General features: G+C 63.6%; 20 protein-coding genes. 10 read left to right on the plus strand and 10 right to left on the minus strand.

Annotated elements, in window-relative coordinates; translation table 11 throughout:
- Positions 1-24 precede the first annotated feature (24 nt).
- Positions 25-1,002 carry a magnesium transporter CorA family protein gene (locus tag V1288_RS02510; protein WP_334355574.1) on the minus strand — a complete coding sequence of 326 codons (978 nt, stop codon included), beginning with the start codon at positions 1,000-1,002 and terminating at the stop codon, positions 25-27.
- 396 nt (positions 1,003-1,398) lie between these two features.
- Between V1288_RS02510 and V1288_RS02515 the strand changes: the two genes are divergently transcribed.
- Positions 1,399-2,085, plus strand: a complete 687-nt coding sequence (locus tag V1288_RS02515; protein WP_334355575.1) for a L,D-transpeptidase — start codon at positions 1,399-1,401, stop codon at positions 2,083-2,085.
- Positions 2,086-2,113: 28 nt separating this feature from the next.
- On the opposite strand, the gene V1288_RS02520 is transcribed toward V1288_RS02515, so the two are convergent.
- Positions 2,114-3,253: an extensin family protein gene (locus tag V1288_RS02520; RefSeq protein ID WP_334355576.1), complete on the minus strand. Its 1,140-nt coding sequence runs from the start codon at positions 3,251-3,253 to the stop codon at positions 2,114-2,116.
- Positions 3,254-3,335: 82 nt separating this feature from the next.
- Between V1288_RS02520 and V1288_RS02525 the strand changes: the two genes are divergently transcribed.
- Positions 3,336-4,964, plus strand: coding sequence for a fatty-acid--CoA ligase (locus V1288_RS02525; protein WP_334355577.1), 1,629 nt, complete (start codon positions 3,336-3,338; stop codon positions 4,962-4,964).
- A 518-nt stretch (positions 4,965-5,482) separates the two neighbouring features.
- Positions 5,483-6,346: a LysR family transcriptional regulator gene (locus V1288_RS02530; protein WP_334355578.1), complete on the plus strand. Its 864-nt coding sequence runs from the start codon at positions 5,483-5,485 to the stop codon at positions 6,344-6,346.
- A 251-nt stretch (positions 6,347-6,597) separates the two neighbouring features.
- On the opposite strand, the gene V1288_RS02535 is transcribed toward V1288_RS02530, so the two are convergent.
- Positions 6,598-7,824, minus strand: a complete 1,227-nt coding sequence (locus tag V1288_RS02535) for a hypothetical protein (protein ID WP_334355579.1) — start codon at positions 7,822-7,824, stop codon at positions 6,598-6,600.
- A gap of 476 nt (positions 7,825-8,300) precedes the next feature.
- On the opposite strand from V1288_RS02535, the gene V1288_RS02540 reads away from it, so the two are divergent.
- Positions 8,301-9,149, plus strand: coding sequence for a DUF1499 domain-containing protein (locus V1288_RS02540; protein ID WP_334355580.1), 849 nt, complete (start codon positions 8,301-8,303; stop codon positions 9,147-9,149).
- A gap of 91 nt (positions 9,150-9,240) precedes the next feature.
- Here V1288_RS02540 and V1288_RS02545 read toward each other — a convergent pair whose 3' ends face one another.
- The 3 genes from V1288_RS02545 to ribB form a co-directional block, all read right to left on the minus strand.
- Positions 9,241-10,161 carry an MBL fold metallo-hydrolase gene (locus V1288_RS02545; RefSeq protein ID WP_334355581.1) on the minus strand — a complete coding sequence of 307 codons (921 nt, stop codon included), beginning with the start codon at positions 10,159-10,161 and terminating at the stop codon, positions 9,241-9,243.
- Between the two features lie 131 nt (positions 10,162-10,292).
- Entirely contained in the window at positions 10,293-11,507 is a 1,215-nt protein-coding gene (locus tag V1288_RS02550) for an acyl-CoA dehydrogenase (protein WP_334355582.1), read from the minus strand.
- Positions 11,508-11,717: 210 nt separating this feature from the next.
- Entirely contained in the window at positions 11,718-12,794 is a 1,077-nt protein-coding gene (ribB, locus tag V1288_RS02555) for a 3,4-dihydroxy-2-butanone-4-phosphate synthase (RefSeq protein ID WP_334355583.1), read from the minus strand.
- A gap of 176 nt (positions 12,795-12,970) precedes the next feature.
- Between ribB and V1288_RS02560 the strand changes: the two genes are divergently transcribed.
- Positions 12,971-14,557: an IS110 family transposase gene (locus V1288_RS02560; protein WP_334355584.1), complete on the plus strand. Its 1,587-nt coding sequence runs from the start codon at positions 12,971-12,973 to the stop codon at positions 14,555-14,557.
- An 89-nt stretch (positions 14,558-14,646) separates the two neighbouring features.
- Here the strand turns inward: V1288_RS02560 and V1288_RS02565 are convergent, their stop codons facing one another.
- Entirely contained in the window at positions 14,647-16,374 is a 1,728-nt protein-coding gene (locus V1288_RS02565) for a cation:proton antiporter (protein ID WP_334355585.1), read from the minus strand.
- 58 nt (positions 16,375-16,432) lie between these two features.
- Here V1288_RS02565 and V1288_RS02570 point away from each other — a divergent pair, with 58 nt between their 5' ends.
- Entirely contained in the window at positions 16,433-16,969 is a 537-nt protein-coding gene (locus tag V1288_RS02570; protein WP_334355586.1) for a DUF3124 domain-containing protein, read from the plus strand.
- Between the two features lie 57 nt (positions 16,970-17,026).
- On the plus strand, positions 17,027-18,271 hold the full coding sequence (locus tag V1288_RS02575) for an aminotransferase-like domain-containing protein (protein WP_334355587.1): 1,245 nt from the start codon (positions 17,027-17,029) through the stop codon (positions 18,269-18,271).
- Positions 18,272-18,389: 118 nt separating this feature from the next.
- Here the strand turns inward: V1288_RS02575 and V1288_RS02580 are convergent, their stop codons facing one another.
- A complete protein-coding gene (locus tag V1288_RS02580) occupies positions 18,390-19,376 on the minus strand; it encodes a Bug family tripartite tricarboxylate transporter substrate binding protein (RefSeq protein ID WP_334355588.1) in 987 nt (328 codons plus the stop codon).
- Positions 19,377-19,412: 36 nt separating this feature from the next.
- Here V1288_RS02580 and V1288_RS02585 point away from each other — a divergent pair, with 36 nt between their 5' ends.
- The 3 genes from V1288_RS02585 to V1288_RS02595 are packed head-to-tail and all read left to right on the plus strand — an operon-like array spanning position 19,413 to position 21,968.
- Complete coding sequence (locus V1288_RS02585; RefSeq protein ID WP_334355589.1) at positions 19,413-21,098, plus strand: FAD-dependent oxidoreductase; 1,686 nt, start codon at positions 19,413-19,415, stop codon at positions 21,096-21,098.
- Between the two features lie 7 nt (positions 21,099-21,105).
- A complete protein-coding gene (locus V1288_RS02590; protein ID WP_334355590.1) occupies positions 21,106-21,717 on the plus strand; it encodes a DMT family transporter in 612 nt (203 codons plus the stop codon).
- 26 nt (positions 21,718-21,743) lie between these two features.
- Positions 21,744-21,968, plus strand: coding sequence for a hypothetical protein (locus V1288_RS02595; protein ID WP_334355591.1), 225 nt, complete (start codon positions 21,744-21,746; stop codon positions 21,966-21,968).
- Between the two features lie 159 nt (positions 21,969-22,127).
- Here the strand turns inward: V1288_RS02595 and V1288_RS02600 are convergent, their stop codons facing one another.
- Together V1288_RS02600 and V1288_RS02605 are read right to left on the minus strand one after the other, a co-directional pair.
- Positions 22,128-23,273 (minus strand): FAD-dependent oxidoreductase, encoded by a 1,146-nt coding sequence (locus V1288_RS02600; RefSeq protein ID WP_334355592.1) that lies wholly within the window; start codon positions 23,271-23,273, stop codon positions 22,128-22,130.
- Positions 23,274-23,351: 78 nt separating this feature from the next.
- On the minus strand, positions 23,352-24,632 hold the full coding sequence (locus V1288_RS02605) for an amidohydrolase/deacetylase family metallohydrolase (protein WP_334355593.1): 1,281 nt from the start codon (positions 24,630-24,632) through the stop codon (positions 23,352-23,354).
- Positions 24,633-24,708 lie beyond the last annotated feature (76 nt).

Raw genomic sequence — 24,708 nt, forward strand, 5'->3', positions numbered from 1 at the left:
TGTGGAACTGCGGGAACCGCCGTCCTACAGCCACTTCTTCCACTTGAAGAGAAAGTACGGCAGCACCGCTGCCATGAGCATCATGATGAGTGCCATCGGGTAGCCATGTGCCCATTCGAGTTCCGGCATCGCCTTGAAGTTCATGCCGTAGATCGAGGCGATCAGCGTCGGCGGCATCAGGACAACGGCCATCACCGAGAACAGCTTGATGATGTTGTTCTGCTCGAGATTGACGACGCCGAGCATGGCGTCGAGCGTAAAGGTGATCTTGTTGGAAAGATAGGAGGCGTGATCGGTCAGGGAACCGACGTCGCGCTGCATGGTCTTGAGTTGCTCGCGCATGTCCTTGGACCATTTGACGCCTTCCATCACCGCCGACAGGAAGGTGACGACGCGGCCGATCGAGACCAGGCTCTCGCGGATCTTGGAGACCAGGTCGCCCTTGCGGCCGATCGCGATCAGGATCTGCGAATATCGCTTGGCCTGGCCATGGCGCGCGCTTTCGGGCTCGAAGATGTCGTGGCTGACCTGGTCGACCTCGGCACCGGCGCGCTCCAGAATGTCGGCGCAGCGGTCGATCACCGCGTCGAGCAGTTCCATCAGCACCATCTCGCCCGATATCCCCGGCATGCAGGAACGCGCCAGCTTGTGCTCCACCAGGGCGAACGGCTTCGGCTCGTCGTAGCGCACCGTCACCAGCCGATGGCCGGCGAGGATGAAGGTGACGGCCGTGGTCCTCGGCATATCGGTGTCGGATTGGCACATCAGCGTCGCCGTCATGTAGCGGGCGCCGTTCTCGATATAGAGCCGGCTGGAAATCTCGATTTCCTGCATGTCCTCCCGGGTCGGCACCGCGATCCCGGCCAGCCGCTCGACCGCGCGGTCCTCCTCCATCGTCGGGTTCAACAGGTCGATCCAGACCGCTTTGTCCGGCAGCCGCGCCGGGTCCGCGGCCGGGAGCTTCTTCAGGGAAGATTCGGACGGCACAAACACCGAAAACATGGGCAACTCCGGAACGGGGCGGCAGTCTCTCGTCTTGACGCGTTTTGTTGACGCGAACCGGTACCCGCTTGAAAACGCGATGGCTACCCAGCGGTACTAAAGCCGATTCTGGCAAGCGCTTCATGACCTGCGCATTAACCGCCGATCCATATTTGTGGCGGTGCGGTGGCGCCCGCGCGGCCGCGATCCGGCCCCGGCAACACCCGTGCCCAGAAATCAACCGGAACTCGCAAAATTTGCGGCATAAAAGCCACAGCCGCGCTTCCGCAACGCCGAAGGGGCGCGCAATTGCTGGCATTAGTGCCGGTTTTTGCAGATAATGGGATTAATGGAATCGTCGCGTTTTTGGCGCAAGATTGTTGCTACGAACGCCGGAGTTTCGATTGGAAGTGTACCATGTCGTCGCTGAAAGTAATCGTGGGGCTTGTCGCCGCCGGCCTTGCGTTGTCCGGCTGCATGCCGGCAACCACCTATCAGGCCGCCCCTGAAGCCACCCTCAAGCCGAACGACAAGGCCCAGCTCGCCAAGGCGCGCTACGCCGCCGTGCCGCCGGCGGAGCCGTTCCGCCGTGCCATTGTGGACTATCACCGCAAGGAACTGCCCGGCACCATCGTCGTCGATTCCGACAACCACTACCTCTATCTGGTTCAGGACGGCGGCAAGGCGATCCGCTACGGCGTCACCGTCGGCGAGGAAGCCCTCGCCTTCTCCGGCATCGCCCGCGTCGGCAACATGGCCGAATGGCCGAAATGGACACCGACGGCTGACATTCACAAGCGAATCGAAGGCCTGCCTGCCTCGGTTCCTGGCGGCGTCGACAATCCGCTCGGCGCCCGCGCGCTCTATCTCTATCAGGGCAACAAGGACACGCTGTTCCGCATCCACGGCACCAACCAGCCGGAATATATCGGCGCCTCGATCTCGTCGGGCTGCATCCGCATGACCAACGAGGACGTCATCGACCTCTACAGCCGGGTGAAGCAGGGCACGGTCGTCGTCGTGCTCGAGCCCAAGCAGGGCGACTCGCCGTACAATTCCAAGATGGCGCTGCAGGGCGGCAGCAACGGCCCGATGCCCCAGTAATCGACGCCGGCTACAACGCAGTCGACGATCAGGAGCGCCGGTTTTTCCGGCGCTTTTTCTTTGCAGGCTTCTCCTCGCGCCGTGGCTCGGCCTCGTCCGGTTTCCCGGCATCCGATTTTTCTGCTTCCGGCCTGGCGGCATCGGACTTCACATCGGACGTCGCATCAGATTTGCCTTCGTCCGGCTTGCCGGCGACCTCGCGCGGCGGCGCTTCCTTGGGCCGCTCGGCCGGCAACAGCGGCGCTTTCTGCGGCAGCGGGTCCCACACGTCCCACTGGCAGATCCGGTAGTTGCCGCGCCGCTCCATCAGGTCGAGATGAATATGGTCCTCGTGGTGCCAGTCCGAGCCTGGACCCAACACCGTCGAGAACCGCGTGCAGGCAGAATGCAGCACACTCTCGCGCAATCCCCGCGGCACGGTGCGGTCGGTCAGCGAGATCGAACTGCCGTCGGCGAACTTGAAGGCGCGAACGTCAAGCGCGTTGGCACGGCCGTGCTCGGAGAGCCTGGCGCCAACGATGCGGTTGCGGCCGCGGCACTCGAACGAATCGAAATTGTCGAGATCGGAGACGGTGCTGCCGAGACGCTCCGCCAGCGGCGCGATATCGTTGCGGATCCACTCGGCCAGCGCAGACGCCATGGTACAGCGCAGGATCGCCGCCGGCTTCACCGACACCCGCCGCTGGTCCGGCAGCACGATCGCCTCCAGCCGCACCAAATCCTCGCCTCCGCAGCCGCCGGCACCCTTGATGTCGGGGATGCTGGGCGCGATGGCGACCTGGTCGGTCAGCGCCAGGCGGCAGGCCGATGGCTGTGGCGCGGGCGGCGGTTCGGGCGCGGCTGGCTCGCCGGGCTTGCCGTTCGCCTGTTGCTCCTTGTCCGGCTTGTCGCGCTCGGCTGATGGGGCCTCAGGCGGACGCGGCTTCGGCAGCGGCACCGCCACCGCCGCGCGGCGCGCCGCTGGCCGCGGCGCTCCCCGTTCCCTTGGCGCTACGTCCCTGAACAGGTCCGCCCATGGCGCCGCGCGGGATGCTTTCGCAGCGATCGCCGGCCCGCTTGGCATGCCAAGCAGGAGCGCCACCGCGGCAGCGGTAACCATTGCCGGTTCGATGCGACCAAAGGCGCCAGTAGCCCATTTTCGGCTTGCTTTCCGCACGGTAAAGTTCATGTCAATTCCATGAACCCCCACGATCCGCCCGTACAGTCGGCGGATCGTGCGGCAACGAACAAACCATCGGAGGGAAGCGCGTATGCTCGGATTGATGCAAGACTGGCCTTTGCTTTGCCATCGGATTATCGAACACGCGGCGAAGTATCACGGCACGCAAGAGGTCGTCACGCGGTCGGTCGAAGGTCCCATTCATCGCACCAATTACGCCGAAATTCATGCGCGCGCGCTGAAAGTATCGCAACGGCTCGACCGCGACGGCATCAAGCTCGGTGACCGCGTCGCCACCATCGCCTGGAATACCTGGCGCCATCTCGAGGCCTGGTACGGCATCATGGGAATCGGCGCGATCTGCCACACCGTCAATCCGCGGCTGTTCCCCGACCAGATCGCCTGGATCATCAACCACGCGCAGGACCGCGTGGTGATGGTCGACATCACCTTCGTGCCGATCGTGGAAAAAATCGCCGCCAGCCTGCCGAGCGTCGAACGCTACATCGTGCTGACCGACAAGGCCCACATGCCGCAGACCACGCTGAAGAACGCGGTCGCCTATGAGGACTGGATCGCGGAAGCCGACGGCAAGTTCAAGTGGAAGGACTTTGACGAAAACACCGCGGCCGCGATGTGCTACACCTCGGGCACCACGGGCGATCCGAAGGGCGTGTTGTATTCGCACCGTTCCAACGTGCTGCACGGGCTGATGGCCAACAATGTCGACGCTCTCGGCACCAGCGCCGCCGAGACAATGCTGCCGGTGGTGCCGTTGTTCCATGCAAATAGCTGGGGCATCGCATTCTCCGCGCCGTCGATGGGCACCAAGCTGGTGATGCCGGGCGCCAAGCTCGACGGTGCTTCGGTCTACGAACTTCTCGACACCGAGAAGGTCACGCACACCGCCGGCGTGCCGACGGTGTGGCTGATGCTGCTCAACCACATGGCGGCCGGCAATCTGAAGCTGCCCCACCTGAAGAGCGTGGTGTGCGGCGGCTCGGCGATGCCGCGCTCGATGATCAAGTCGTTCGTCGACATGGGCATTCGCGTGCGCCACGCCTGGGGCATGACCGAGATGAGCCCGATCGGCACCGTCGCCGCGCTGAAGCCGCCGTTCGCCGAACTCACCGGCGAGGGGCGGCTCGACATCCTGCAGACCCAGGGCTACCCGCCGTTCGGCGTCGAGATGAAGATCACCGACGATGCCGGCAAGGAACTGCCATGGGACGGCAAGACCTTCGGTCGCCTCAAGGTCGCCGGCCCTGCGGTCGCCAAGGCCTATTTCAAGGTTGACGCCGACATCCTCGACGGCGAAGGCTTCTTCGACACTGGCGACGTCGCGACCATCGACCAGCACGGCTATATGCGGATCACCGACCGCTCCAAGGACGTGATCAAGTCCGGCGGCGAATGGATCTCTTCGATCGATCTGGAAAATCTAGCGGTCGCCCATCCCGCGGTCGCGGAAGCCGCCGTGATCGGCGTCTATCATCCCAAATGGGACGAGCGCCCGCTCCTGATCGTGCAGCTCAAGCAAGGCCAGCAGGCGACGCGCGAGGACATTTTGAAATTCATGGATGGCAAGATCGCCAAATGGTGGATGCCCGACGACGTTGCGTTCGTCGACGGCATTCCCCATACCGCGACCGGCAAGATCCTGAAGACCGCATTGCGCGACCAGTTCAAGAGCTACCGCTTCCCGAACGCGGCGGCGTGAACCAAATCTGTCCCTCCCGTGCCTGAAGGGACAGTCCAAACAAGAGCCGGCGTGAATTAGATCGCATGCCGGCGCGCTTGGTTGGACGGTTGTAATTTTTCGGCAGCTTCACCGAGAAAATCCGTCGGAGCGCGCCGTCGATATTCCGATATCAAACGCAGCGTTTCCCCACGGCGGTATGCTGGAGAGATCGGCGTACCGCAATTGCCGCCCAAGCTTCGCGTATCATTCGAACTGCCGACAGCATTGAAGACGATATGGCTGCGGCCCGCTGACGGTGCGCGATCGCTGCGTAAACCCCGATATCGATACTGCCATTGGGATGGCGGAGGACAGCATCATCGCTGCCATGCTGCCTTGGACTCCCGCTCCAATTCTCTTCCGCTGACATTTGTCTGGGTCTCCACGAATTGACACCCTGAACTTATTCCTTTCTCATAAGTTGATAATCAGCTATCATGTCGTTTCACTCGTGAAGCCAGTTCATGAATAGCGCCTCGGCCGAGATGAATGCCTTTGTGCGTGTGATCGAGCGTGGCAGCTTCGCCGCGGCGGCCGGCGATCTCGGGATCACGCCTTCAGCGCTCTCCAAACTCGTGACCCGCATCGAGGACCGGCTGGGCGTTCGTCTGCTGACGCGAACCACGCGCCGTCTGGTTTTGACCGATGAAGGCGAGCTTTTTGTCGCCCGGAGCCGGGAGATACTTGCATCGATCGAGGCCGCGGAAGCCGAGATTACGGCGGGAAGCCAAGCTCCGCGCGGCCATTTGAGGATCAGTGTCGGAACAGCCTATGCCAAACAGACACTCGGTCCGTTGCTTCCGCTTTTCCTCGCGCGCTACCCGGAGATCACCGTCGAGCTTCTTGTTTCGGACCGGCAAATCGATCTTGTCGCCGAGCATGCGGACGTAGCCGTCCGCTCCGGATGGCTCGGTGACTCAACCCTCGTGGCACGCAAGATCACTGATGCCAGACGCCTCATCTGTGCCAGCCCGCTCTATCTGAAGAAATACGGCTCACCGCGCGTACCCGCCGATCTGTTGCAGCACAACTGCCTGACGCTGACTGGCTTTGGGCAGTTCAACCAATGGCCGTTCCACACCGATGAAGGCATAAACCGGCTCGCCATCTCAGGCACCCTTGCAAGCGACAATGCCGACCTGCTGCTGGATGCTGCGGTAGCAGGGCTCGGCATTGCGAGGCTCGCGGATTTCGTGGTCGCGCGCGCGTTCCGGGAGGGCGCGCTCGTCCCGCTGCTGATGGATGCCCATCTGAGCGAGCCGTTTCCGATTCATGTCGTGACCGTGCCCGGCCGTCACCGCACTCCACGCGTGAAGGCCTTCACCGAGTTTATGGTATCGCAGTTCGACAATGGGCGATGACAACACTGAGCACCGGCGTTTTGCGCGCAGCAACGCGACCACGATCCGATCGAACCTGGCCGCCTAACGCCTGGCTCCCGGCTGGCTTTCCTTCCACTTCAGGAATTGCTGGTAGAGCGCCGCGTCGTCGTCGGCCGCGCGCGTGTCCTGCCCGCCGGTGTCGCGGGCCTGTGCGGCCATGAACGCATCGAACTTCAGGCGCGTGTCGGAAGCAACTTTTGACCGGCGCGTGCGAACGCGCCGCGTCGAAATCAGCGCGAGAGCGCCAGCGCTTCCAGCTTTCGCTGCGCGTCGGGTTCGCCCCATTCCTTTGCCCGCTGATACCAAATGCGGGCCTGGGCGGCGTCCGCCATCGGACCGTCAGCGCCGATCTGCCTGAGCAGCGCCGGATCATAGGTCGTGCCGACGAGCAAGGCCGCCCGCGCGTCCCGCGCCTCGGCGCCGCGCATCAGCAACAGCCGCGCCGACTGGACGTCGCCGCTGGTGAGCAGATCTTGTCCACGCTTGATCAGGGTAGCGACTTCCCTCGGATCGAGACTGCGCACGACCTCCGCCTGCGGCGACGGCATCGCCGACGGCGCAGCCGCGGCCACAGTGACCGGCGGCGCCGCGGCAACCGGCGGCGCGGCGACAACCGCCGGTGCGGCGACCGGCGGCGCGGCGGCGACCGGCGGCGGCACAGCAGCTCTTGGTGCTGCCGCCCAGGTCAGCCGCGTGGAGGTGGCGGTCAGGGCCACGCCGTCACCGTCACGCAATTCGGCCGTCACCAGCATCTGGCCGGTGAATCCTTCCGGCGGAATGACCGAAACGCCGGAAATCTCCGTCGCCGGCACGCGCCACTCGGGACCGACGCGCTTTCCGGACGTCAGTCGGGCGCCGGCCGTCAGTCCGTTGATGGATACGAACGCGCCGGGCGGCGGAGCGCCGACGTGAATTCCGAGCGGCACGGGGTCATTGGCGAGGCCGCTGCCGTCCTGCACGGCCAGGGTCGCCGTACGCTTCGGTGGCGGCGATTGCTGCGGCGCCTGGGTAACCGACGATTTCACCGACTGCCAGGCGGCCGCAAGCGACGCGGTGTCCTGCCCGGCGGGGCGCTGCGAAGCCGGAATGGCCATGACGAGAAGCGTTGCGATACTCGCCGCAATCGCCACCGCGATCGAGAAGCGGATGACCTGCTGGAGCACTGCGCGCCGACCCGACAGGTCGCGGAGCACGGACGGTGCTTCGACCGGCGCCATTTCCCTCGCCTCCTGCATGGCCTGGGCAACGGCTTTGGTGAACATTTCATCCTGGCGGCGTGGGGGCTTGCCAAATGATTGCAAGGGCGGTCCTTCAGTCGACAATCGCGGACGCCACTCCTCGGTCTGGATGGGCATCGTGCCCGGCTGCTCGCTGGTCCCGCGTTCCCTCAACTCACGCGGCGCATAATATGCCGGATCGTTCGGACCGACATATCCTTCGTGCTTTGCATCACTCATACTGAACACTCGCCCCCATGAGGCTATCCACCAGCCCCGCGGACGTATGCCGATTGCGCCCTATGCGATGATCCCTGAAACTCCGGATGGGCGCAACCGCATCTTTGCGGCTCGGCCCGGTAACAAGGACCAGGAGTTGAGATCATCCTGCAGCGCTTCCGGCTGACACCCGCCGTTTCCCTTTTTGGTTGGCGGTTCGCCGTGTCCCGTGCAGGACAGTCCCGTGTTGCGGCAAATACGACAACCCGGCGGCAAGAGGTAGACGAAAGTTGGACCGACTTCAATCTACAACTAATAATCAATTTACAGGGATAGTTAACCGGCAGGTTGCCGCCATCCGCGCATTGCCCGATTAGTCCCGATTAGTATTGCGCAAACCTTGAAATTCGCGGCCCGCCGTGGTCTCAAGCTGCGAGTTTGCAAGGCAGGCCCGCCCGCCGGCCAGACAGACTCCAACCCGGCAGACAGATTTACCGATGGCCCGAAGGTTTTCCGCTCCCTACCAGTCGGAGCCCGTGTCCAGCCTCGCCACCTGGTCGCGCAACCTCGCCATTTTCGCCGTGGTCGCGGTGGTGGTTTCGATCCTCATCGTCCGCTTCGGCTTCCTGGAGATGAAGCCAGCGCTGGCGACCTTCTTCGGCGCGCTCGGTTGCGCCGTGCTTTCGATCCTGGTCGGCCTCGCCGCCTTTGCCGCGATCTGGCAGAACGGGTCGCGCGGCATGGGCCGGATCCTGCTGGCGTTCCTGATCAATGCCCTGCTGCTCGCCTACCCGGCCTACCTCGCTCTGCAATACCGCAAGCTGCCGCCGATCCACGACATCACCACCGATCCGATCGATCCGCCGCGCTTCGAGGCGCTGGCGCGGCTGCGCAGCGGCGAAGGCGCCAACTCCCCGGTCTATGCCGGGCTCTATTCGGCCGAACAGCAGCGGATCGCCTACCCCGATATCGAGACCGTGGAGCTCGAAGTGCCGCCGCAGCGGGCCTACGAGGTGACCCTGGCGCTTGTCACCAAGCGCAAATGGCTCGTCATCGACGAACGGCCGCCGCAGCCGCCGCGCCGCATCGGCCGCATCGAGGCGGTGGCGCGGACGCCGATCATGGGATTTCGCGAGGACATCTCGATCCGTATCACGCCCGACGGCGAGGAATCGCGCGTCGATATCCGCTCCTCCTCGCGCTATTTCGAAAGCGACCTCGGCAGCAACGCCGCGCGCGTGACGAAACTGATCGAGGACATCAATTCGGCCGTCGACAACGCCAAACCGGCGCAGAAGAAACCGCAGGCGCCGGCGAAAGCCCAGGCGAAGACGGTGAAGAAGTGAGAGGGCGAATGGCAAGTAGCGAATAGCGAACAGTAAGGGCACGTGGGCCGCTCACCTTCCCTATTCGCTACTCGCCATTCGCTATTCGCCCCTAACTTGCTAACCGGTACGTCCCGCCAATCACCGGATCGCCGTCCGTCGCCACGATCCCCCGCGCGACCAGGTCTTCCAGATGGGCCAGCACGGAATAGCCGGCGGCGTTGGTCAGCCGCGGGTCGATGCCGATATAGATCGCGCGCACCATGGTCGGGATGTCGGCCTCGCCCTTGGCGAGGCGATGCAGGATCGAGGCTTCGCGGGCCTGCCGGTGCCGGGTGAGGAAGCGGACGTAGCGCGGCCCTTCCGGAATTTCCGGCCCGTGCCCTGAGAAATACAGATCCTCCTCGCGGGCTTCCAGCCGCGCCAGCGAGGCCATGTAGTCGATCATCGATCCGTCCGGGGGTGCCACGATCGAGGTCGACCAACCCATGACGTGATCGCCGACGAAGTTGATTTTTCGCTCGGGCCACGCGAACGCCAGATGATTGGCGGTGTGGCCCGGGGTTGCCACCGCCTCCAGCGCCCAGCCCTGCCCTTCGATGACATCGCCGTTCTTGACCTCGATGTCGGGCCTGAAATCGCGGTCGGCGCCGGATTCCGGATTGTGCTTCTCGCTCTCGAACCGCGGCCGCGAGGCGCGATGCGGCCCCTCGGCATAGACGGGGGCGCCGGTGGCGGCCTTGATCCGCGCGGTATTCGGCGAGTGGTCGCGATGGGTATGGGTGACGAGAATATGCGTCACCGTCTCGCCGCGCACGGCGTCGAGCAGCGCCCTGGCGTGCGCCTCGTCGTCCGGCCCGGGATCGATGATCGCGACCTTGCCCTTGCCCACGATGTAGCTGACCGTGCCGGTGAAGGTGAACGGGCTCGGATTGTTGCAGAGGACACGCCGCACGCCGGGGCGGGCTTCGTCGACGACACCCGGCAGAAGCGGGAAGTCGCGGTTGAACGGGATGTCGTCGTTGTCGGTCATTTCGAATTTTCACTCCGACGTCATTCCGGGGCTGCCCGACAGGGCTGAACTATGGTGCGCAATTGCGCACCTGAGAATCTCGAGATTCCGGGTTCGCGCTTATGCGCGCCCCGGAATGACAGTGTGAGGATTTACGAAAACGCCTGAATGCCGGTGATCGCCCGGCCCAGGATCAGGGCGTGGACGTCGTGGGTGCCTTCATAGGTGTTCACGGTTTCCAAATTCGCGGTGTGGCGCATCACGTGGTATTCGATCTGGATGCCGTTGCCGCCGTGCATGTCGCGGGACACCCGCGCGATGTCGAGCGCCTTGCCGCAATTGTTGCGCTTGACGATCGAGATCATCTCCGGCGCCATCTTGCCCTCGTCCATCAGGCGGCCGACGCGCAAGCTGGCCTGCAAGCCTAGCGCGATTTCGGTCTCCATGTCGGCGAGCTTCTTCTGCACGAGCTGCGTTGCCGCCAAAGGCCGGTTGAACTGCTTGCGGTCGAGCGTGTATTGGCGCGCGCGATGCATGCAGTCCTCGGCAGCGCCCATCGCGCCCCAGGAGATGCCGTAGCGGGCGCGGTTGAGGCAGCCGAACGGGCCCTTGAGACCCGATACGTTGGGCAGCAGCGCGTCTTCCGGCACCACCACGCCGTCCATCACGATCTCGCCGGTGATCGAGGCGCGCAAGGACAGCTTGCCGCCGATCTTCGGCGCCGAAAGGCCCTTCATGCCCTTCTCGAGAATGAAACCGCGGATCTGGTTGTCATGCGCGGCGGATTTCGCCCAGACGACAAAGACGTCGGCGATCGGCGCGTTGGAAATCCACATCTTGCTGCCGCTGATGCGGTAGCCATCCGACACCTTTTCGACGCGGGTCTTCATGCCGCCGGGATCGGAGCCGGCGTCGGGCTCGGTCAGGCCGAAGCAGCCGACCCACTCGCCGGTCGCGAGCTTCGGCAGGTATTTCTTGCGCTGGTTCTCGTCGCCATAGGCGTAGATCGGATACATCACCAGCGATGACTGCACCGAGTTCATCGAGCGATAGCCGGAATCGACGCGCTCGATCTCGCGCGCCACGAGGCCGTAGGCGACGTAGCTCGCGTTCGCACAGCCATATTCCTCCGGCAACGTGATACCGATCAGGCCGAGTTCGCCCATCTCGTTGAAGATCTCGCGGTCGGTCTTTTCCTCGAGATAGGCCTTGACGATGCGCGGCAACAGCTTGTCCTGCGCATAGGCGCGCGCGGTGTCGCGGATCATGCGCTCGTCTTCGGTGAGCTGGTCGTCAAGCAGGAACGGATCGTCCCACTGGAAAGAAGCCGCCGCCGGCTTGTCCTTGGTTTGAGGGCGCACGCTCATGAAAATCCCTTTCGCATCACTGTCCTCATGGAAATTGCCGCCAAATTAGTGTGCTATCGGCAGAAGCGCAATGTTTCACCCCGTCATTCCGGGATGGTGCGCAAGCACCAGACCTCGGGGGTGCAATTGCACCCTGGGGAATCTCGAGATTCTCAGGTGCGCAATTGTGCACCGTAGTTCGAGCTATCGCGCGCCCCGGAATGACGAACGCTAGTCTTCCAGACGCTCGCTGGAGACGATCTCGATGCCGAAACCGGATAGTCCCTTGTAGTCGTGCACGGAGGACGTGAGGTTGACGATCGAGGTAATGCCGAGATCGCGCAGGATCTGGGCGCCGACGCCGACTTCACGCCATTGCCGGTTGCGATCGGCCTCCGCCGATTTCTGTTCGCCGACCGGTTCGACGGGAACCCCGGCCGCGCCGTCGCGCAGATAGACCAGCACGCCGCGGCCGGCTTTCTGGAAATGGTTGAGCACGATCTGCATGCGCGCCTGGCCGGTGAAGAGATCCTTGACGATGTTCGGCTTGTGCAGCCGCGTCAGCACGTTCTTGCCGTCGCCGATGCCGTTATAGACGAAGGCGGCATGCGCAATCTCGTCGAACGGCGAGCGATAGGCATAGCCCTGCAGCGGCCCGATCGGGCTGTCGGTGGTAAAGGTCGCGACCCGCTCGATCAGCTTCTCGCGTGCCTGACGGTAGGCGATCATGTCAGCGATCGTGACGTGCTTGAGCTTGTGGGCGGCGGCGAAGCGCGCAACCTGTTCACCCTTCATCACGGTGCCGTCGTCGTTCATCAACTCGGAGATGACGCCGACCGGCGGCAGCCCTGAGAGCTTGCAGAGATCGACGGCCGCCTCGGTATGGCCCGAGCGCAAGAGCACACCGCCGTCACGGGCGATCAGCGGGAAGATGTGGCCGGGCCGGGCGAAATCATTGGCGCCGGCATTGGGATTGGCAAGCGCGCGGCAGCAGGAGGCGCGTTCATCCGCTGATATGCCGGTGCCGCCGTCGGGCTTGTAGTCGATCGAGACCGTGAAGGCGGTGGTGTGGCTGGACTCGTTGTGCGCCACCATCGGATCGAGCCGCAGCCGGCGCGCATCGTCGGTGGTGATCGGCGCGCAGACGATGCCGGAGGTATGGCGGATGATGAATGCCATCTTCTCCGCGGTACACAGCGAGGCTGCGACGATCAGATCGCCCTCGCCCTCCCGGTCGTCGTCGTCGGTAACGACGACGAGTTCGCCCTTGGCAAAGGCTTGCAGGACTTCCTGGATGGTATCGGCCATTTTCCCAACATCTTGCTATCTACAGCCAGTGCTTAGCCGGACTCAATGGTCAGCGCTAGCGTCAATACGCAGGGCAACGTCGCCCACAGGCATACCAGCCTGTAGATCCTATGGGGTGGCAGGTGGTCAGGGGGTAAGTTGAGTTTGCGACCACCCACTCACCCAGAGGATCCACGATGTGCACAGATCACGCTGACACACCCGCCGGCTGCAAGTATGCCACAGTTTACGTTGTTTTCGAACTGAGCAAGGCGAAATGGCAGCTAGGCATCATGCTGCCCGGTACCGAGAAGATGAGCCGTTACCGGATTGACGGTGGCGACTTGGCGGCGTTGGCAGCTTTGCTGGTCAAGGCTCGATCGAAGGCGGAGCAGACGGGGAAGCTGGTTCGTATTCTGTCGTGCTATGAAGCCGGTCTCGACGGTCATTGGCTGCACCGCTGGCTGGCCGACAACGAGGTGCTCAATCACGAGATCGATGCGTCGAGCATCGAGGTGAACCGGCGGGCACGGCGGGCCAAGACCGATCGGATCGACTTGGCGCAGTTGATGCGCTCGTTTCTGGCTTACCTGCGCGGCGAACCGCGGGTTTGCAGCATGGTTCGGGTTCCCACGCCTGAGGACGAGGATCGCAAGCGGCGTACGCGCGAGCGCGAGCGGCTGCTGCAGGAGCGCACCGGGCACAGCAACCGGATCAAGGGGCTGCTGCATGGCCAGGGCATCCGCGATGTCATGCCCCTGAAGCCGGGCTTCTTGGCGAGTCTGGATGCGATGCGTACCGGCGATGGCCGCGTTCTGCCGCCACGGCTGAAGGACGAGATCCGTCGCGAGCATGAGCGGCTGGTATTGGTGCACAAGCAGATCAAGGGGCTCGAGGCAGCGAATGCGGCCGCGCATCGGACCCCGGCAAAGGACTCGGCAGAGGCGAAGGCGGTTCAGCTTGCCCAACTCAAGGCGATTGGCCCGCACATCGCCCAGCTCCTGGCCAACGAGGTCTTCTACCGTGACTTTAAGAACCGCCGTCAGCTCGGCAGCTGCGTCGGACTAACCGACGTGCCCTACGACAGCGGCGCCCGCCGTCGACAACAGGGCATCAGCAAAGCTGGCAACCGCCGTGCGCGAACCACCGCAATCGAGCTCGCCTGGCTGTGGCTGAGGCATCAGCCCGACACCGAGCTGAGCCGCTGGTTCCGCGAGCGGGTTGGTAACCTCAAGGGCCGCATCCGCAAGATGCGCCATCGTGGCGCTGGCGCGCAAGCTGATGGTGGCCCTCTGGCGCTATCTGGAGACCGGCCTCGTGCCGAGTGGCGCCGTCATGCGTCCGAGCTTTTAAGCAACGCCGGTGCGCCAATGACGACCGACGTGACCCAGGACAGACGTGTGACCGAACCCGGGCTTGGGTCTTCGGATTCCGCTTTCGTAGATGGGTCCCGTCTCTTCTGGGCCTTACCTTCACCCGTGCATGAAAGATCAGGGTTCGGGCCACCACACCCGACCGGATACAAGTTGATGCGGTGTTGGCCGCATAACGACGTCACGGCCCAGTCCCGGACATCACGTCAAGCCGTCAATCGCGCGCCTCGAAACGTCCCGATCCGAAAGCTTTGCTCCGGCCTCGCCACCGTCAAGGCCGCTCCGCGCCGCCTCCGGCGGTGGCCTGCGGCCAACCTTGACGGTGGCTGCGTCCGGCGCAGCGGCTATCCATCGGGATCAAAGGGCGCATCGCCCTCCACCGAACATGCCAAAGGCAAAGCCATGCCCTGATCGATCAATCCCCTTGACAACTACTACCCCATACAAGCCCGGATGGAGCGAAGTGCAATCCGGGCTACACACGCTGCGCAGCTCCCTTCTTACGGCAGCACCTCGCGGCGCTCGCTGAGCAGCGTGTCCGTCTCGGCGCGCTTGTCTTCCAGGAGCCCGGCCTCGGCGGCTTCGATTACCTTGTACAGCTCATGGGCATCGCTGAGCCGGGTCACGGTCACATAGTCGGCGCCGGCCTCGTAGAGATCGTTGACGTTGGCCAATATCTCCGCGGTCGCGACGATCTTGGCGGTCGGGTTGAGCGAGCGGACATGCCGGACCAGCTTTTCATTGTTGGCGCCCTTCAACAGCGAGTCCGGGATGCTGAGGATGATCAGCTCGGCCTTGCCGACGCCGGCATGCACCAGCGTATCGACGCTGCTGATGTCGCCGTAGACCACATGCATGCCGCGGTCGGTCAAGGTCCGGAACACCAGCGGATTGAAATCGATCACGGTGATCTGCTCGAGAACCGCCGGACTGCGCCGCTCGATCTCGCTCAACAAGGCGCTGGCAGCGCGGAAGAAACCGAGAATGACGATCCGGCGCGCCTCGCCGTGCCCGCCCCCGTGCCCGGCGTCGGCCTCATGCTTGTGATCGAGATCGCGCAAGCCGATCCGCTTCAGGGGGCCAATGAGACCGCGCGTGACCTGGTCGCTGCGGCCCATGACGAAGGTGCTCAGCACCGCCAGCACCACGAAGGCGAACGAGGCCGCGCTCGACGTCTCGGTGCTGATATGGCGCGCGGCGACGCCGGTCTGGATCACGACCAGCGAGAATTCGGAGATCTGCGCCAGGTTGATCGCCGGCAGCAGGCTCGCCCGCAGGCCCTGCTTCATCAGATAGAGCGGCGCGAACATCGTCACCACGCGGCTGACGACCGTGAAGGCGGCAATCATCAGCGCCAGCCCGATCACCGACGCGCCGGGGATCGGGATCGTCATGCCGAGCGAGACGAAGAACAGCGTGATGAAGAAGTCGCGCAGCGTGGTCACCTTGGCGGTGACGTCGAGCGCATAGGGGAATGTCGACAGCGAAACGCCCGCCACCAGCGAGCCCATCTCCCGCGACAGATGCAGCTTCTCCGCGATCTCCCCGATCAGGAAACACCAGGCCAGCGCGCCGAGCAGGACCAGTTCCGGCCGGCGCGCGATGTGGTGAAACAGCCACGGCAGCACGTAGCGGCTGAGCACCAGGGCGGTCGCCACCAGCACGCCGACCCGGCCGATCGAAATCAGGATCACGCTGACCTGCAGATTGTCGAGGCTCGGCTGCACCGCCAGGAACAGGATCGCGAAAATGTCCTGCAGCACCAGCACGCCGAGCGTGATCCGCCCCGGCAGCGTGTCGAGCTCGCGCTTCTCGTACAGCACCTTGACGATGATGACCGTGCTCGACAGCGCGCAGGCGATGCAGAGATACAGCGCGTCGAAATGGCCGTTGCCCATCGACAGCCCGATCCCGACAAAGAACAATATCCCGAGCAGCACGCCGCCGATCAATTGGCCGCCGGCGGCAAACAGGATGACCTTGCCGGCGCGCACGATCTTCTTCAGGTCGATTTCCAGCCCGATCATGAACAGCATGAAGATCAGGCCGAGTTCGGAGATGACGTTGATCGAATCCTTTGACTCGACCCAGCCCATGCCGAATGGACCAATGAAGAACCCGGCGATAAGGTAGGCCAGGATCAGCGGCTGCCGGGAGAAATGCGCCAACAGGCCGAGCACCCAGGCGAACAGGATGCATAAGGTGATATCGCGAATAAGCTCGTGCATAGGTCCAATCTTGCCCCTACCGCAACCTAGAGGTCCCGGCGCAGGGGTCAAACAAGCAATGTGTCACAGCCATGGAAAGGGGGCTTTTCTCGCGATTCTGGCCGCACTGTCGATACTATATTCCCCCGCGGCCTTCGCGCAGACCGGGGCCATCGAACAGAGCTTCGCCGCCTCCCTCACCGCGGTACCTGCGGAAAACCTCGCCGTCTCAGGCGCATTCTACGTCCCGGCCTATTCCAGCGTTTCGATGAGCCAGGGCAAGCTGAGGGCGGATTTTTCGGTCACGCTCAGCGTCCATAACGCGTCCGAAACCCGCCCCCTGGTGGTGAAGCGGATCGCCTATTTCGACACATCAGGCAAGCTGGTGGAGAGCTACCTCAAGTCACCGGTTGCGCTAAAACCCTTCGCAACCGTCGAAGTCTTCATCGCCGCGAATGATGTGCGCGGCGGAACGGGGGCCAATTTCGTGGTCGACTGGGCTGCCACCGGCGAAATCGCCGAACCCACGGTGGAGGCGTTGATGGTCGGCGGCATCGGCGCCGGGCACTATGCCTTCATCAGCCAGGGGCGGCCGATCACGGTCATCAAGAACTAGCAAGCCGGAAGGCCGCGCGCGGCCTTCTCAACGAAAACAAAACGGGAGTGAATATCCATGTCTGCCGCAACCACCTTCGATTTCGCGCCATTGCTGCCCGCCGGATTGCCGGCGCCGGCCGCGCGGTGGACCGGCCTTGCCAGGTACAGTTTCGTCGGCGGCAACAATGATCCCGAACAGGTTCCGGTCGACGGCCTGATCGAGGCGGTCAATGCCGTGCTCAGGCGCGAAGGCAAGACGCTGGCGACCTACGGGCTTGCCAGCGGTCCGCAAGGCTATCGCCCGTTGCGCGAATTCCTCACCGCAAAACTGAAGCGCGATGCCGGCATCGCCTGCATCGCCGACGACATCATGATCGTTTCGGGCTCGCTGCAGGCGCTCGACCTCGTCAATCAGACGCTGCTGGCGCGCGGCGACACCGTGCTGGTCGAGCAGGAAACTTATCAGGGCGCGCTGACCCGGCTGACGCGGCTCGGCGTCAAGGCGGTCGGCATTCCCCTGGATGACCAGGGCATGCGGATGGACGCGCTGGCGGCTGCGCTTGCCGACCACAAGAGCCGCGGCATCAGGCCGAAATACATCTACACCATCCCGACCGTGCAGAACCCGACCGGGTCGATCATGCCGCAGACGCGGCGCAAGGAGATGCTGAAACTGTCGCGGCAATACGGCGTGCCGATCTTCGAGGACGATTGCTACGCCGACCTGATCTGGACCGGCGAGCGACCGCCCGCGATCTACGCCATGAGCCAGCATGGCGGCGTCATCCACATCGGCTCGTTCTCGAAATCGATCGCCCCTGCCCTGCGGGTCGGCTTCATCGTCGCGCCCTGGGAAATGATGTCGCTGATGCTGGCGCTGAAGACCGACGCCGGAAGCGGCGCGCTGGAGCAGATGGTGCTGGCGGAATATTGCGCGCCGCATTTTTCAACCCACGTGCCGAAGCTGACGCGCGGCCTGCGCGCCAAGCTCGACACGCTGATGGAAGCGCTGAACGAGCAGTTCGGCACCGCGGCCGAATTCGAAGATCCAAAGGGCGGCATCTTCCTGTGGGTGAAGCTGCCCGACAATGTCGATACGCTAAAGCTCTATCAGGCCGCGCTTGCCGCGGGCGTCGCGATCAATCCCGGTCCGGAATGGTCGACCGACAAGGCCTATGCCGGCAGCCGGCTGCGGCTGTGCTTCGCCAGCCCCTCGCATGAGCAGATCCGCGAGGGCGTCGCCGTGCTCGCCGAAGTCTGCCGCAAGGAGTTCGGCGTGCCGGAACGAATTGCCAATGTGGAGAAGCGCGCGCGGAGCTGAGCGCGCAGACCCAACCTGCGCACGAAACGCTATGCGCAGCGAAGCACCCAGCGCGAATCCGCAGCAGCCGCGCGATCGAGACGTTGCCTTTGCCCGCCTCGATCTGGACCATGGGGTGTTATTCGCTTTTGATCCCGGCCTCGGCGATCAACTTGCCCCATTTCATGCTTTCGCTCTGGATGAATTTCGCAAAGCCTGCGGCTGACGTGGGCGCGGGGTCGGCGCCGAGAGCGCGGATTTTCTCGATCGCGGCGGGATCGCTCAATGCCTTCACGAAGGCGGCATTCAGCGTGTTGATGATGTCGGGCGGCGTGCCGGCGGGCGCGACGATACCAAACCAGCCGACGGATTCGAATTCACTCAGGCCCTGCTCGGCCAGCGTCGGCACGTCGGGCAGGAAGACGACACGCTTGGCGGCGGAGACCCCGAGCGCCTTCAACTTGCCGTCGCTGATCAATTGCCTGGATGCGGGGATATCCAGCACCGCGAGCGGGATATGGCCCGCGAGAACGTCCGTCGTCGCCGGCGCGGTGCCGCGATAGGCGATCAGTTGAATTCCGATACCGGCCTTTTGCGCGAACAGGGCCGAGGTCAGGTGCATCGCGGTGCCGTTGCCGCCATGGCCGATCGACAGGCCGTGCGGTTGCGCCTTGGCCTTGGCAATGAGGTCTGCGACCGACGCAATGGCCGATTGTTGCGAGGACACCAGCACGAACGGGATTTCCGCCAGCAGCGTGACCGGCGCCAGATCCTTGATCGGATCGAACGACATCGCCGCGCGATTGAGGTGGGGATTGACGGTCAGCACACCGGCCGCGGCCACGCCGAGCGTGTAACCATCCGGCGCGGCCTGTGCCACGGCCCCGATCCCGATATTGCCGCCCGCGCCCGCCCTGTTCTCGATGACGATCGGCTGGCGCAGCGCTTCCGATAATGCCGGCTGCAGGGCGCGGATCACGATGTCGGCACTGCCGCCGGGCGGAAACGTTACGATGATCTTGATCGGCTGATCAGGATATGCGTTTGCTGTTTCAATCGCTGATGACGACAACGACAAGGCGGCAACAAGAGCCCCGACTAAGGCTCGCCGGATCGACGGAAACATGCAGGTCCCCCGATGATTTTTTTGTGGCTATCAGTTATGCATGATCGTCCCAGCGCAGCAAGCGACAAGGCCGCGAGCCAGATGGTGAAGACTCGCGTTCTCGTGGTGGGGGCCGGTCCGGTCGGACTGACGCTCGCAATGGACCTCGCGCAGCGGGGAATATCCGTCACCGTGGTGGAGACGCGCTCCGCCGCGGAACCGCCGAGCGTGAAGTGCAACCATGTCTCGTCGCGTTCGATGGAGATTTTCCGCAGGCTCGGGCTGGCGCAGAAGCTGCGCGACACCGGACTGCCGGCCGACTATCCCAACGATTGCTCCTACCGCACCACAGCAACGGGCATCGAGCTCTCGCGCATCCTGATCCCTTGCCGGCGCGATCGCTATACCGCAGCGAGCGGACCCGACACCGACTGGCCGACAGCCGAGCCGCCGCACCGCATCAACCAGATCTACATGGAACCGGTCCTGTTCGCGCACGCCGCTTCCATCGACCGGCTTACCGTCCTGAACCGCATCGCCTTCGAGGATTTCAGCGAAGGCCATGACGGCGTCGTCGCGACCGTCCGGAACCTCGACGCCGGGACCACCTCGGAGATTCATGCCGATTTCATTGTGGGCTGTGACGGGGCGCGTTCGCTCGTTCGCAAGGCCATCGACGCCAACCTGCAGGGAACGCCGATCATCCAGCGGGTGCAATCGACCTATATACAGGCGCCCGGCCTGCTCGCCCTGATGGATCAGCCCGCCTGGATGACGCTGTCGCTCAATCCGCGGCGCTGCGGCACGGTGGTCGCGATCGACGGCCGGGAGAAATGGCTGATCCATAACCACCTCAACCGCGAAGACGAGACCTTCGAGTCGGTCGATCGCGACGCCTCGATCCGCGCCATCCTCGGCGTCGGCCCCGATTTCGAATATGAGGTGCTGAGCAAGGAGGACTGGGTCGGCCGCCGTCTTGTCGCCGACCGGTTTCGCAAGGGGCGCGCCTTCATCTGCGGGGACGCCGCGCATTTGTGGATGCCCTATGCCGGCTACGGCATGAATGCCGGGATCGCGGATGCGACCAACCTCGCATGGCTGCTTGCGGCCTATCTGGAAGGATGGGCCGACATCGCCATCCTCGATGCCTATGAGGCCGAGCGCCTTCCCATCACCGAACAGGTGTCGCGCTTTGCCATGGACATGGCAGGCAAGGTTTTGAGCCAGCGCCGCACCGTTCCCGAGGAAATCGAGCAGCCGGGGCCGGAGGGCGACGCCGTCCGCAAGCAGGTGGGACAAGCCGCCTATGATCTAAACGTGCAGCAATATTGCTGCGCCGGCCTCAACTTCGGCTATTTCTACGATCGCTCCCCGATCATCGCCTATGACGGCGCCGAGCAGCCGGGCTTTACGATGGCGGATTTCACGCCGTCGTCGACGCCGGGCTGCAGGCTTCCGTTCGCGAAATTATCCGACGGACGGCCGGTTTATGATGCGCTCGGAACGGGCTACACGCTTTTGCGCTACGATCAGGATGTAGCGGTTGCGCCACTGACGGACGCGATGCACGCCAATGGCGTCCCGTTCCAGATCGTCGACGTCCCAGCCTCTGATCCCGATCACAAACTCATCCTTGCGCGCACCGATCAGCACGTCGCCTGGCGGGGCGATGCCGTCCCAGACGATCCCGCACACCTCGTCGGCAAGCTGCTCGGCCGAAGCTTAAATCTCAGTCCGGGCTGATTCCCGTATGGCGGAGGTACGTTCCCAGCATCGCATAGGCATCGCCCTCGTCGTCGCCGCCGCCATCGCCTGGAGCACGGCGCCGTTCTTCACGCGGCTGCTGCCCTACGACTCCTGGACCATCCTGTTCTGGCGCGGATTGTTCGGCGGTGGCCTGATCATGGTCTTGATGGTGCTGCTGCAAGGGCGTGCCGGCCTGCGGGATCTGACCAGGATGGACAGAGACGGCTGGCTTGTCGCGTCGTTTTCGACATTGGCGATGATCGCCTTCATCCCTTCGCTGCAGCTCACGAATGTATCAAATGTAGCCATCATCATCGCGACCGGTCCCTTCCTCGCGGCGGCGCTTGCCTGGATATGGCTGCGGGAAATCCCCCACCTGCGAACCATGCTGGCGAGCGTCGTCGCGCTCTGCGGCGTCATGATCATCGTCGGTAACGCACGCGCCGGTTCCGACATTCTCGGGATCGCCCTCGCCTGCTTCATGGCGCTGGCGATCGCTGCGATGACAGTCATGGTACGGCGGCACAAGAATACATCGATGGTCGCCGCGGCGGCGATGTCGAACATGCTGGGCAGCGTTGTCAGCATTCCCTTTGCCCACGGAATAGTGCGATAACCGGGTTCGACCTGCTCATTCTGGCAATGTTCGGATGCTTTCAGGTTGCCCTCGGCCTCACGCTGTTCTTCCTCGGCTCGCGCCTGCTGCCGTCAGGCCAGGCCGCCCTGATCTCGACGCTGGAGACGCCGCTGATGCCGTTCTGGATCTGGGTGGGATTTGGCGAGGTCCCGACGCTGCGGGTTCTCGTCGGCGGCGTCCTGGTAATGGGCGCCGTCATCGCCGACATCATCGGCGATAGCCGGACGTAGCGGCGGTCAAGGTGACCAGGGGACGAAGGTGAACTCGTGGCTCTTTTCCACCACGGCGAACTTGTCGCTGACGTGTTCGCTGTCCGCGTTTGGCGTGTCTTTGGCCCTGAGCACTCTTGGGCGCGCAATATCTTGCAGAAAACCGCTCACAAAACTCAGTCAGGGTGCGAGCTCTGCTCTAACCTCACCGAGCAGCGCCATGCCACCTAACCGACCCAATTCGTCCGAACATTTCGCGCTCTTGCCGTAGCAGCCGAATGCAACCGCTACGCGCTCCGAAAGCGGTCCGATGCAGGGCAGTCCCGTGTCGCCAAAGGTAGTCATGCACGGCACGACGCGGCGTTCTTCGAAATTGAGGTCGCGAATACGGTCAAGGATCTGCTTTTGAAGCCCATCAGCAACGGGGATCGATCCGCCCGATCGAAACCAGTCCTTGATATCCGCCTCGCTTTCGAGCGGAAGATCGACCGGATCACCACCGAGCTTTAACCAAGTTTGACCGTCCGGATAGGGGATTGGCGGCAGAATATAGGGATTCTCGCCCTTGGGCCCGAGACAACGCATCGACGGCATTCCGGCTAAGCGTTGAACCTCCGCCGCACCAAGCCGAAACAGCGCCACGGTACGCCCATAGACCGTAAAACCCAATGATCGACCGAGCAGTGATTGGGTATGCCCGCCGGCCGCAACGAGAACACGCTCGGCCTCGACACTGCCCGATCTCGTCCGGATCGTCACACCAAAGCCGCTTTCCGAAATCCCCAGAGCAGGTTCGTCGATGATCCGAGCCCCGGCGCGCTCCGCCGCGATCGTCTGCGCCCGGACCAAGCGGCGCGGGCTGATGTATCCGGCGTCCCGCGGCTCGAAATACCCCTGCATTCCCGCTGTTGATCTCAGAAACGGAAATCGATCCGCGAGCCCCGCGTCATCATATGCTTCACAAAAGATCCCGGCTTCAGCGGTGATTCTGCCAACAGATGCGACGTTCGGGCTTTCGCCAGAGCCAACGTGCAGCACCCCAACTTCCCGATAGAACTCCACACCGCTTTCCGCTGAAATCTCGCCATAGCGTGAAATTGCGGCGCAGTTCATTTGCACCCAAAATGGCTTCGGATCGAACCTCCGCGTGATACGTCCCTCATCGTAGTGGCTTCCAAAGACGCCACTGTGGCGCAAATAATCTACCGGCTCATCGGGTCCGATCAGTGCAACATCATGGCCCATTTTGGACAAATGTCGCGCAGCCGCCGACCCGATCAGACCACGTCCGATCACCGCGAGTTTGATTGCCTTCTTGGCGCTCACGATTAACTTCCACGCCCCGCCCGCATAACCAGCAAGAAATCCACCATGTCAGAACCGCTCCCCTTGCTGGCCAAGGCACTACCGCGCCGCGAACGGCGCCTGGTAGGGCCGGCCGAACGGCACGCCGTTGATTACGGTCTGCACGGGTTTCAGCAACAGCTTGCCCTCGCGCTTGTTGTTGCGGGTGTCGACGAACGAGGTCTGCGCCTCCACCAGCTCCATGATCGCGACGTCGCCGGGCGCGCCGATCTGCAGCGTACCGATTTTTGGCGCACGGTTGATGATTTTTGCGGGCGTCACGGTCGCCGCCGCCACCACCTGCTCCAGCGAGAGGCCGAGCGGGATGAACTTGCTCATGACGTTCGGCAAGTAAGGCATGCCCGGCGAATTGCCCGAGAAGACGTGAATGTCGGAGGAGATCGTGTCCGGTGTGCAGCCGCCGGGGATCGCCACCTCCGCCACCGTAAAGTCAAAACTGCCGCCGCCATGGCCGACATCGAACATCACGCCGCGCTGCTTGGCGGACAGCGCCGCCGGCAACAGTTTTCCGTCCTGCACGATGTTGGTGAAGACGCCGGCGATGTTCGGCGCACCGGAATAGCAATGGGTCAGCACGTCGCCCGGCCGCAGCAGATCGAGAATCTCCGACATCAGTTCTCTGGTCTCGACGCCGCCGATATGCACCATCATCTTGGCCGGCCAGCCGCACATCTCGCAGGCCTTGATCGCGCGCTTCAGCGGCTCGAGGCCGTGCTTGGCGATGACGTTCTCCGACATTCTGACTTTCACGCCGAGCAGGAAATCCGGATTTTCGGCCAGCGCCATCGCGCAGGCTTCCACCTGCGCGTAGTCGATGTTGTAGAGCTCGGCGACCGGGAAGCCGGACAGGCCGTTATTGGCGATATGGACGAAGGCGTAAATCCGCGCCCGCGACTGCGCCACGATGTAGCGGCGCAGCGCGGCGAGATTGTTGACGCCGGCATCACCCGCCGAAACCACCGTGGTGGTGGCCTGTGCCTGCACCAATTCATCGGCGGGAATGCCGATCGCCGAGCCGTAAGGGTAGACGTGGGAATGCAGATCGATCAGGCCGGGCGTCACCAGTTTGCCCGCGGCGTCGATGGTCTTGGCGGCACGGGCGGCCGGAATCTCGTTCTCAACCGCCTCGATCACGCCCCAGCGGATGCCGATGTCGCGCTTGCCCCGGAGCGACTGGCTGGGATCCAGCACGTCGCCACCCTTGATCACGAGGTCGAACTTGTCGTTCGGCCCCATCGCGGCGTTGGCGCGGCCCGATATGGCTGCGACCGCGGCCGAGCCGGTCAGACCCAGAAAATGACGGCGTGAAACCCCGCTCATGGCAACGCTCCCCCTGTGATTTTTATGGCGCGATGATGCGCCCGGCACCGGCGTTCCGCAAGCAGGGCGTGCATTG

Source organism: Bradyrhizobium sp. AZCC 2176 (genome assembly GCF_036924645.1).
In the GTDB taxonomy this organism is placed as follows: Bacteria; Pseudomonadota; Alphaproteobacteria; order Rhizobiales; family Xanthobacteraceae; genus Bradyrhizobium.

Coding starts and splice junctions, on each gene's coding strand:
- V1288_RS02515 (WP_334355575.1), top strand. CDS start 1,399: ATGTCGTCGCTGAAAGTAATCGTGGGGCTTGTCGCCGCCGGCCTTGCG.
- V1288_RS02510 (WP_334355574.1), bottom strand. CDS start 1,002: ATGTTTTCGGTGTTTGTGCCGTCCGAATCTTCCCTGAAGAAGCTCCCG.
- V1288_RS02535 (WP_334355579.1), bottom strand. CDS start 7,824: ATGAGTGATGCAAAGCACGAAGGATATGTCGGTCCGAACGATCCGGCA.
- V1288_RS02575 (WP_334355587.1), top strand. CDS start 17,027: ATGTCTGCCGCAACCACCTTCGATTTCGCGCCATTGCTGCCCGCCGGA.
- V1288_RS02525 (WP_334355577.1), top strand. CDS start 3,336: ATGCTCGGATTGATGCAAGACTGGCCTTTGCTTTGCCATCGGATTATC.
- V1288_RS02540 (WP_334355580.1), top strand. CDS start 8,301: ATGGCCCGAAGGTTTTCCGCTCCCTACCAGTCGGAGCCCGTGTCCAGC.
- V1288_RS02520 (WP_334355576.1), bottom strand. CDS start 3,253: ATGAACTTTACCGTGCGGAAAGCAAGCCGAAAATGGGCTACTGGCGCC.
- V1288_RS02595 (WP_334355591.1), top strand. CDS start 21,744: ATGTTCGGATGCTTTCAGGTTGCCCTCGGCCTCACGCTGTTCTTCCTC.
- ribB (WP_334355583.1), bottom strand. CDS start 12,794: ATGGCCGATACCATCCAGGAAGTCCTGCAAGCCTTTGCCAAGGGCGAA.
- V1288_RS02580 (WP_334355588.1), bottom strand. CDS start 19,376: ATGTTTCCGTCGATCCGGCGAGCCTTAGTCGGGGCTCTTGTTGCCGCC.
- V1288_RS02560 (WP_334355584.1), top strand. CDS start 12,971: ATGTGCACAGATCACGCTGACACACCCGCCGGCTGCAAGTATGCCACA.
- V1288_RS02570 (WP_334355586.1), top strand. CDS start 16,433: ATGTGTCACAGCCATGGAAAGGGGGCTTTTCTCGCGATTCTGGCCGCA.
- V1288_RS02585 (WP_334355589.1), top strand. CDS start 19,413: ATGCATGATCGTCCCAGCGCAGCAAGCGACAAGGCCGCGAGCCAGATG.
- V1288_RS02605 (WP_334355593.1), bottom strand. CDS start 24,632: ATGAGCGGGGTTTCACGCCGTCATTTTCTGGGTCTGACCGGCTCGGCC.
- V1288_RS02550 (WP_334355582.1), bottom strand. CDS start 11,507: ATGAGCGTGCGCCCTCAAACCAAGGACAAGCCGGCGGCGGCTTCTTTC.
- V1288_RS02590 (WP_334355590.1), top strand. CDS start 21,106: ATGGCGGAGGTACGTTCCCAGCATCGCATAGGCATCGCCCTCGTCGTC.
- V1288_RS02565 (WP_334355585.1), bottom strand. CDS start 16,374: ATGCACGAGCTTATTCGCGATATCACCTTATGCATCCTGTTCGCCTGG.
- V1288_RS02545 (WP_334355581.1), bottom strand. CDS start 10,161: ATGACCGACAACGACGACATCCCGTTCAACCGCGACTTCCCGCTTCTG.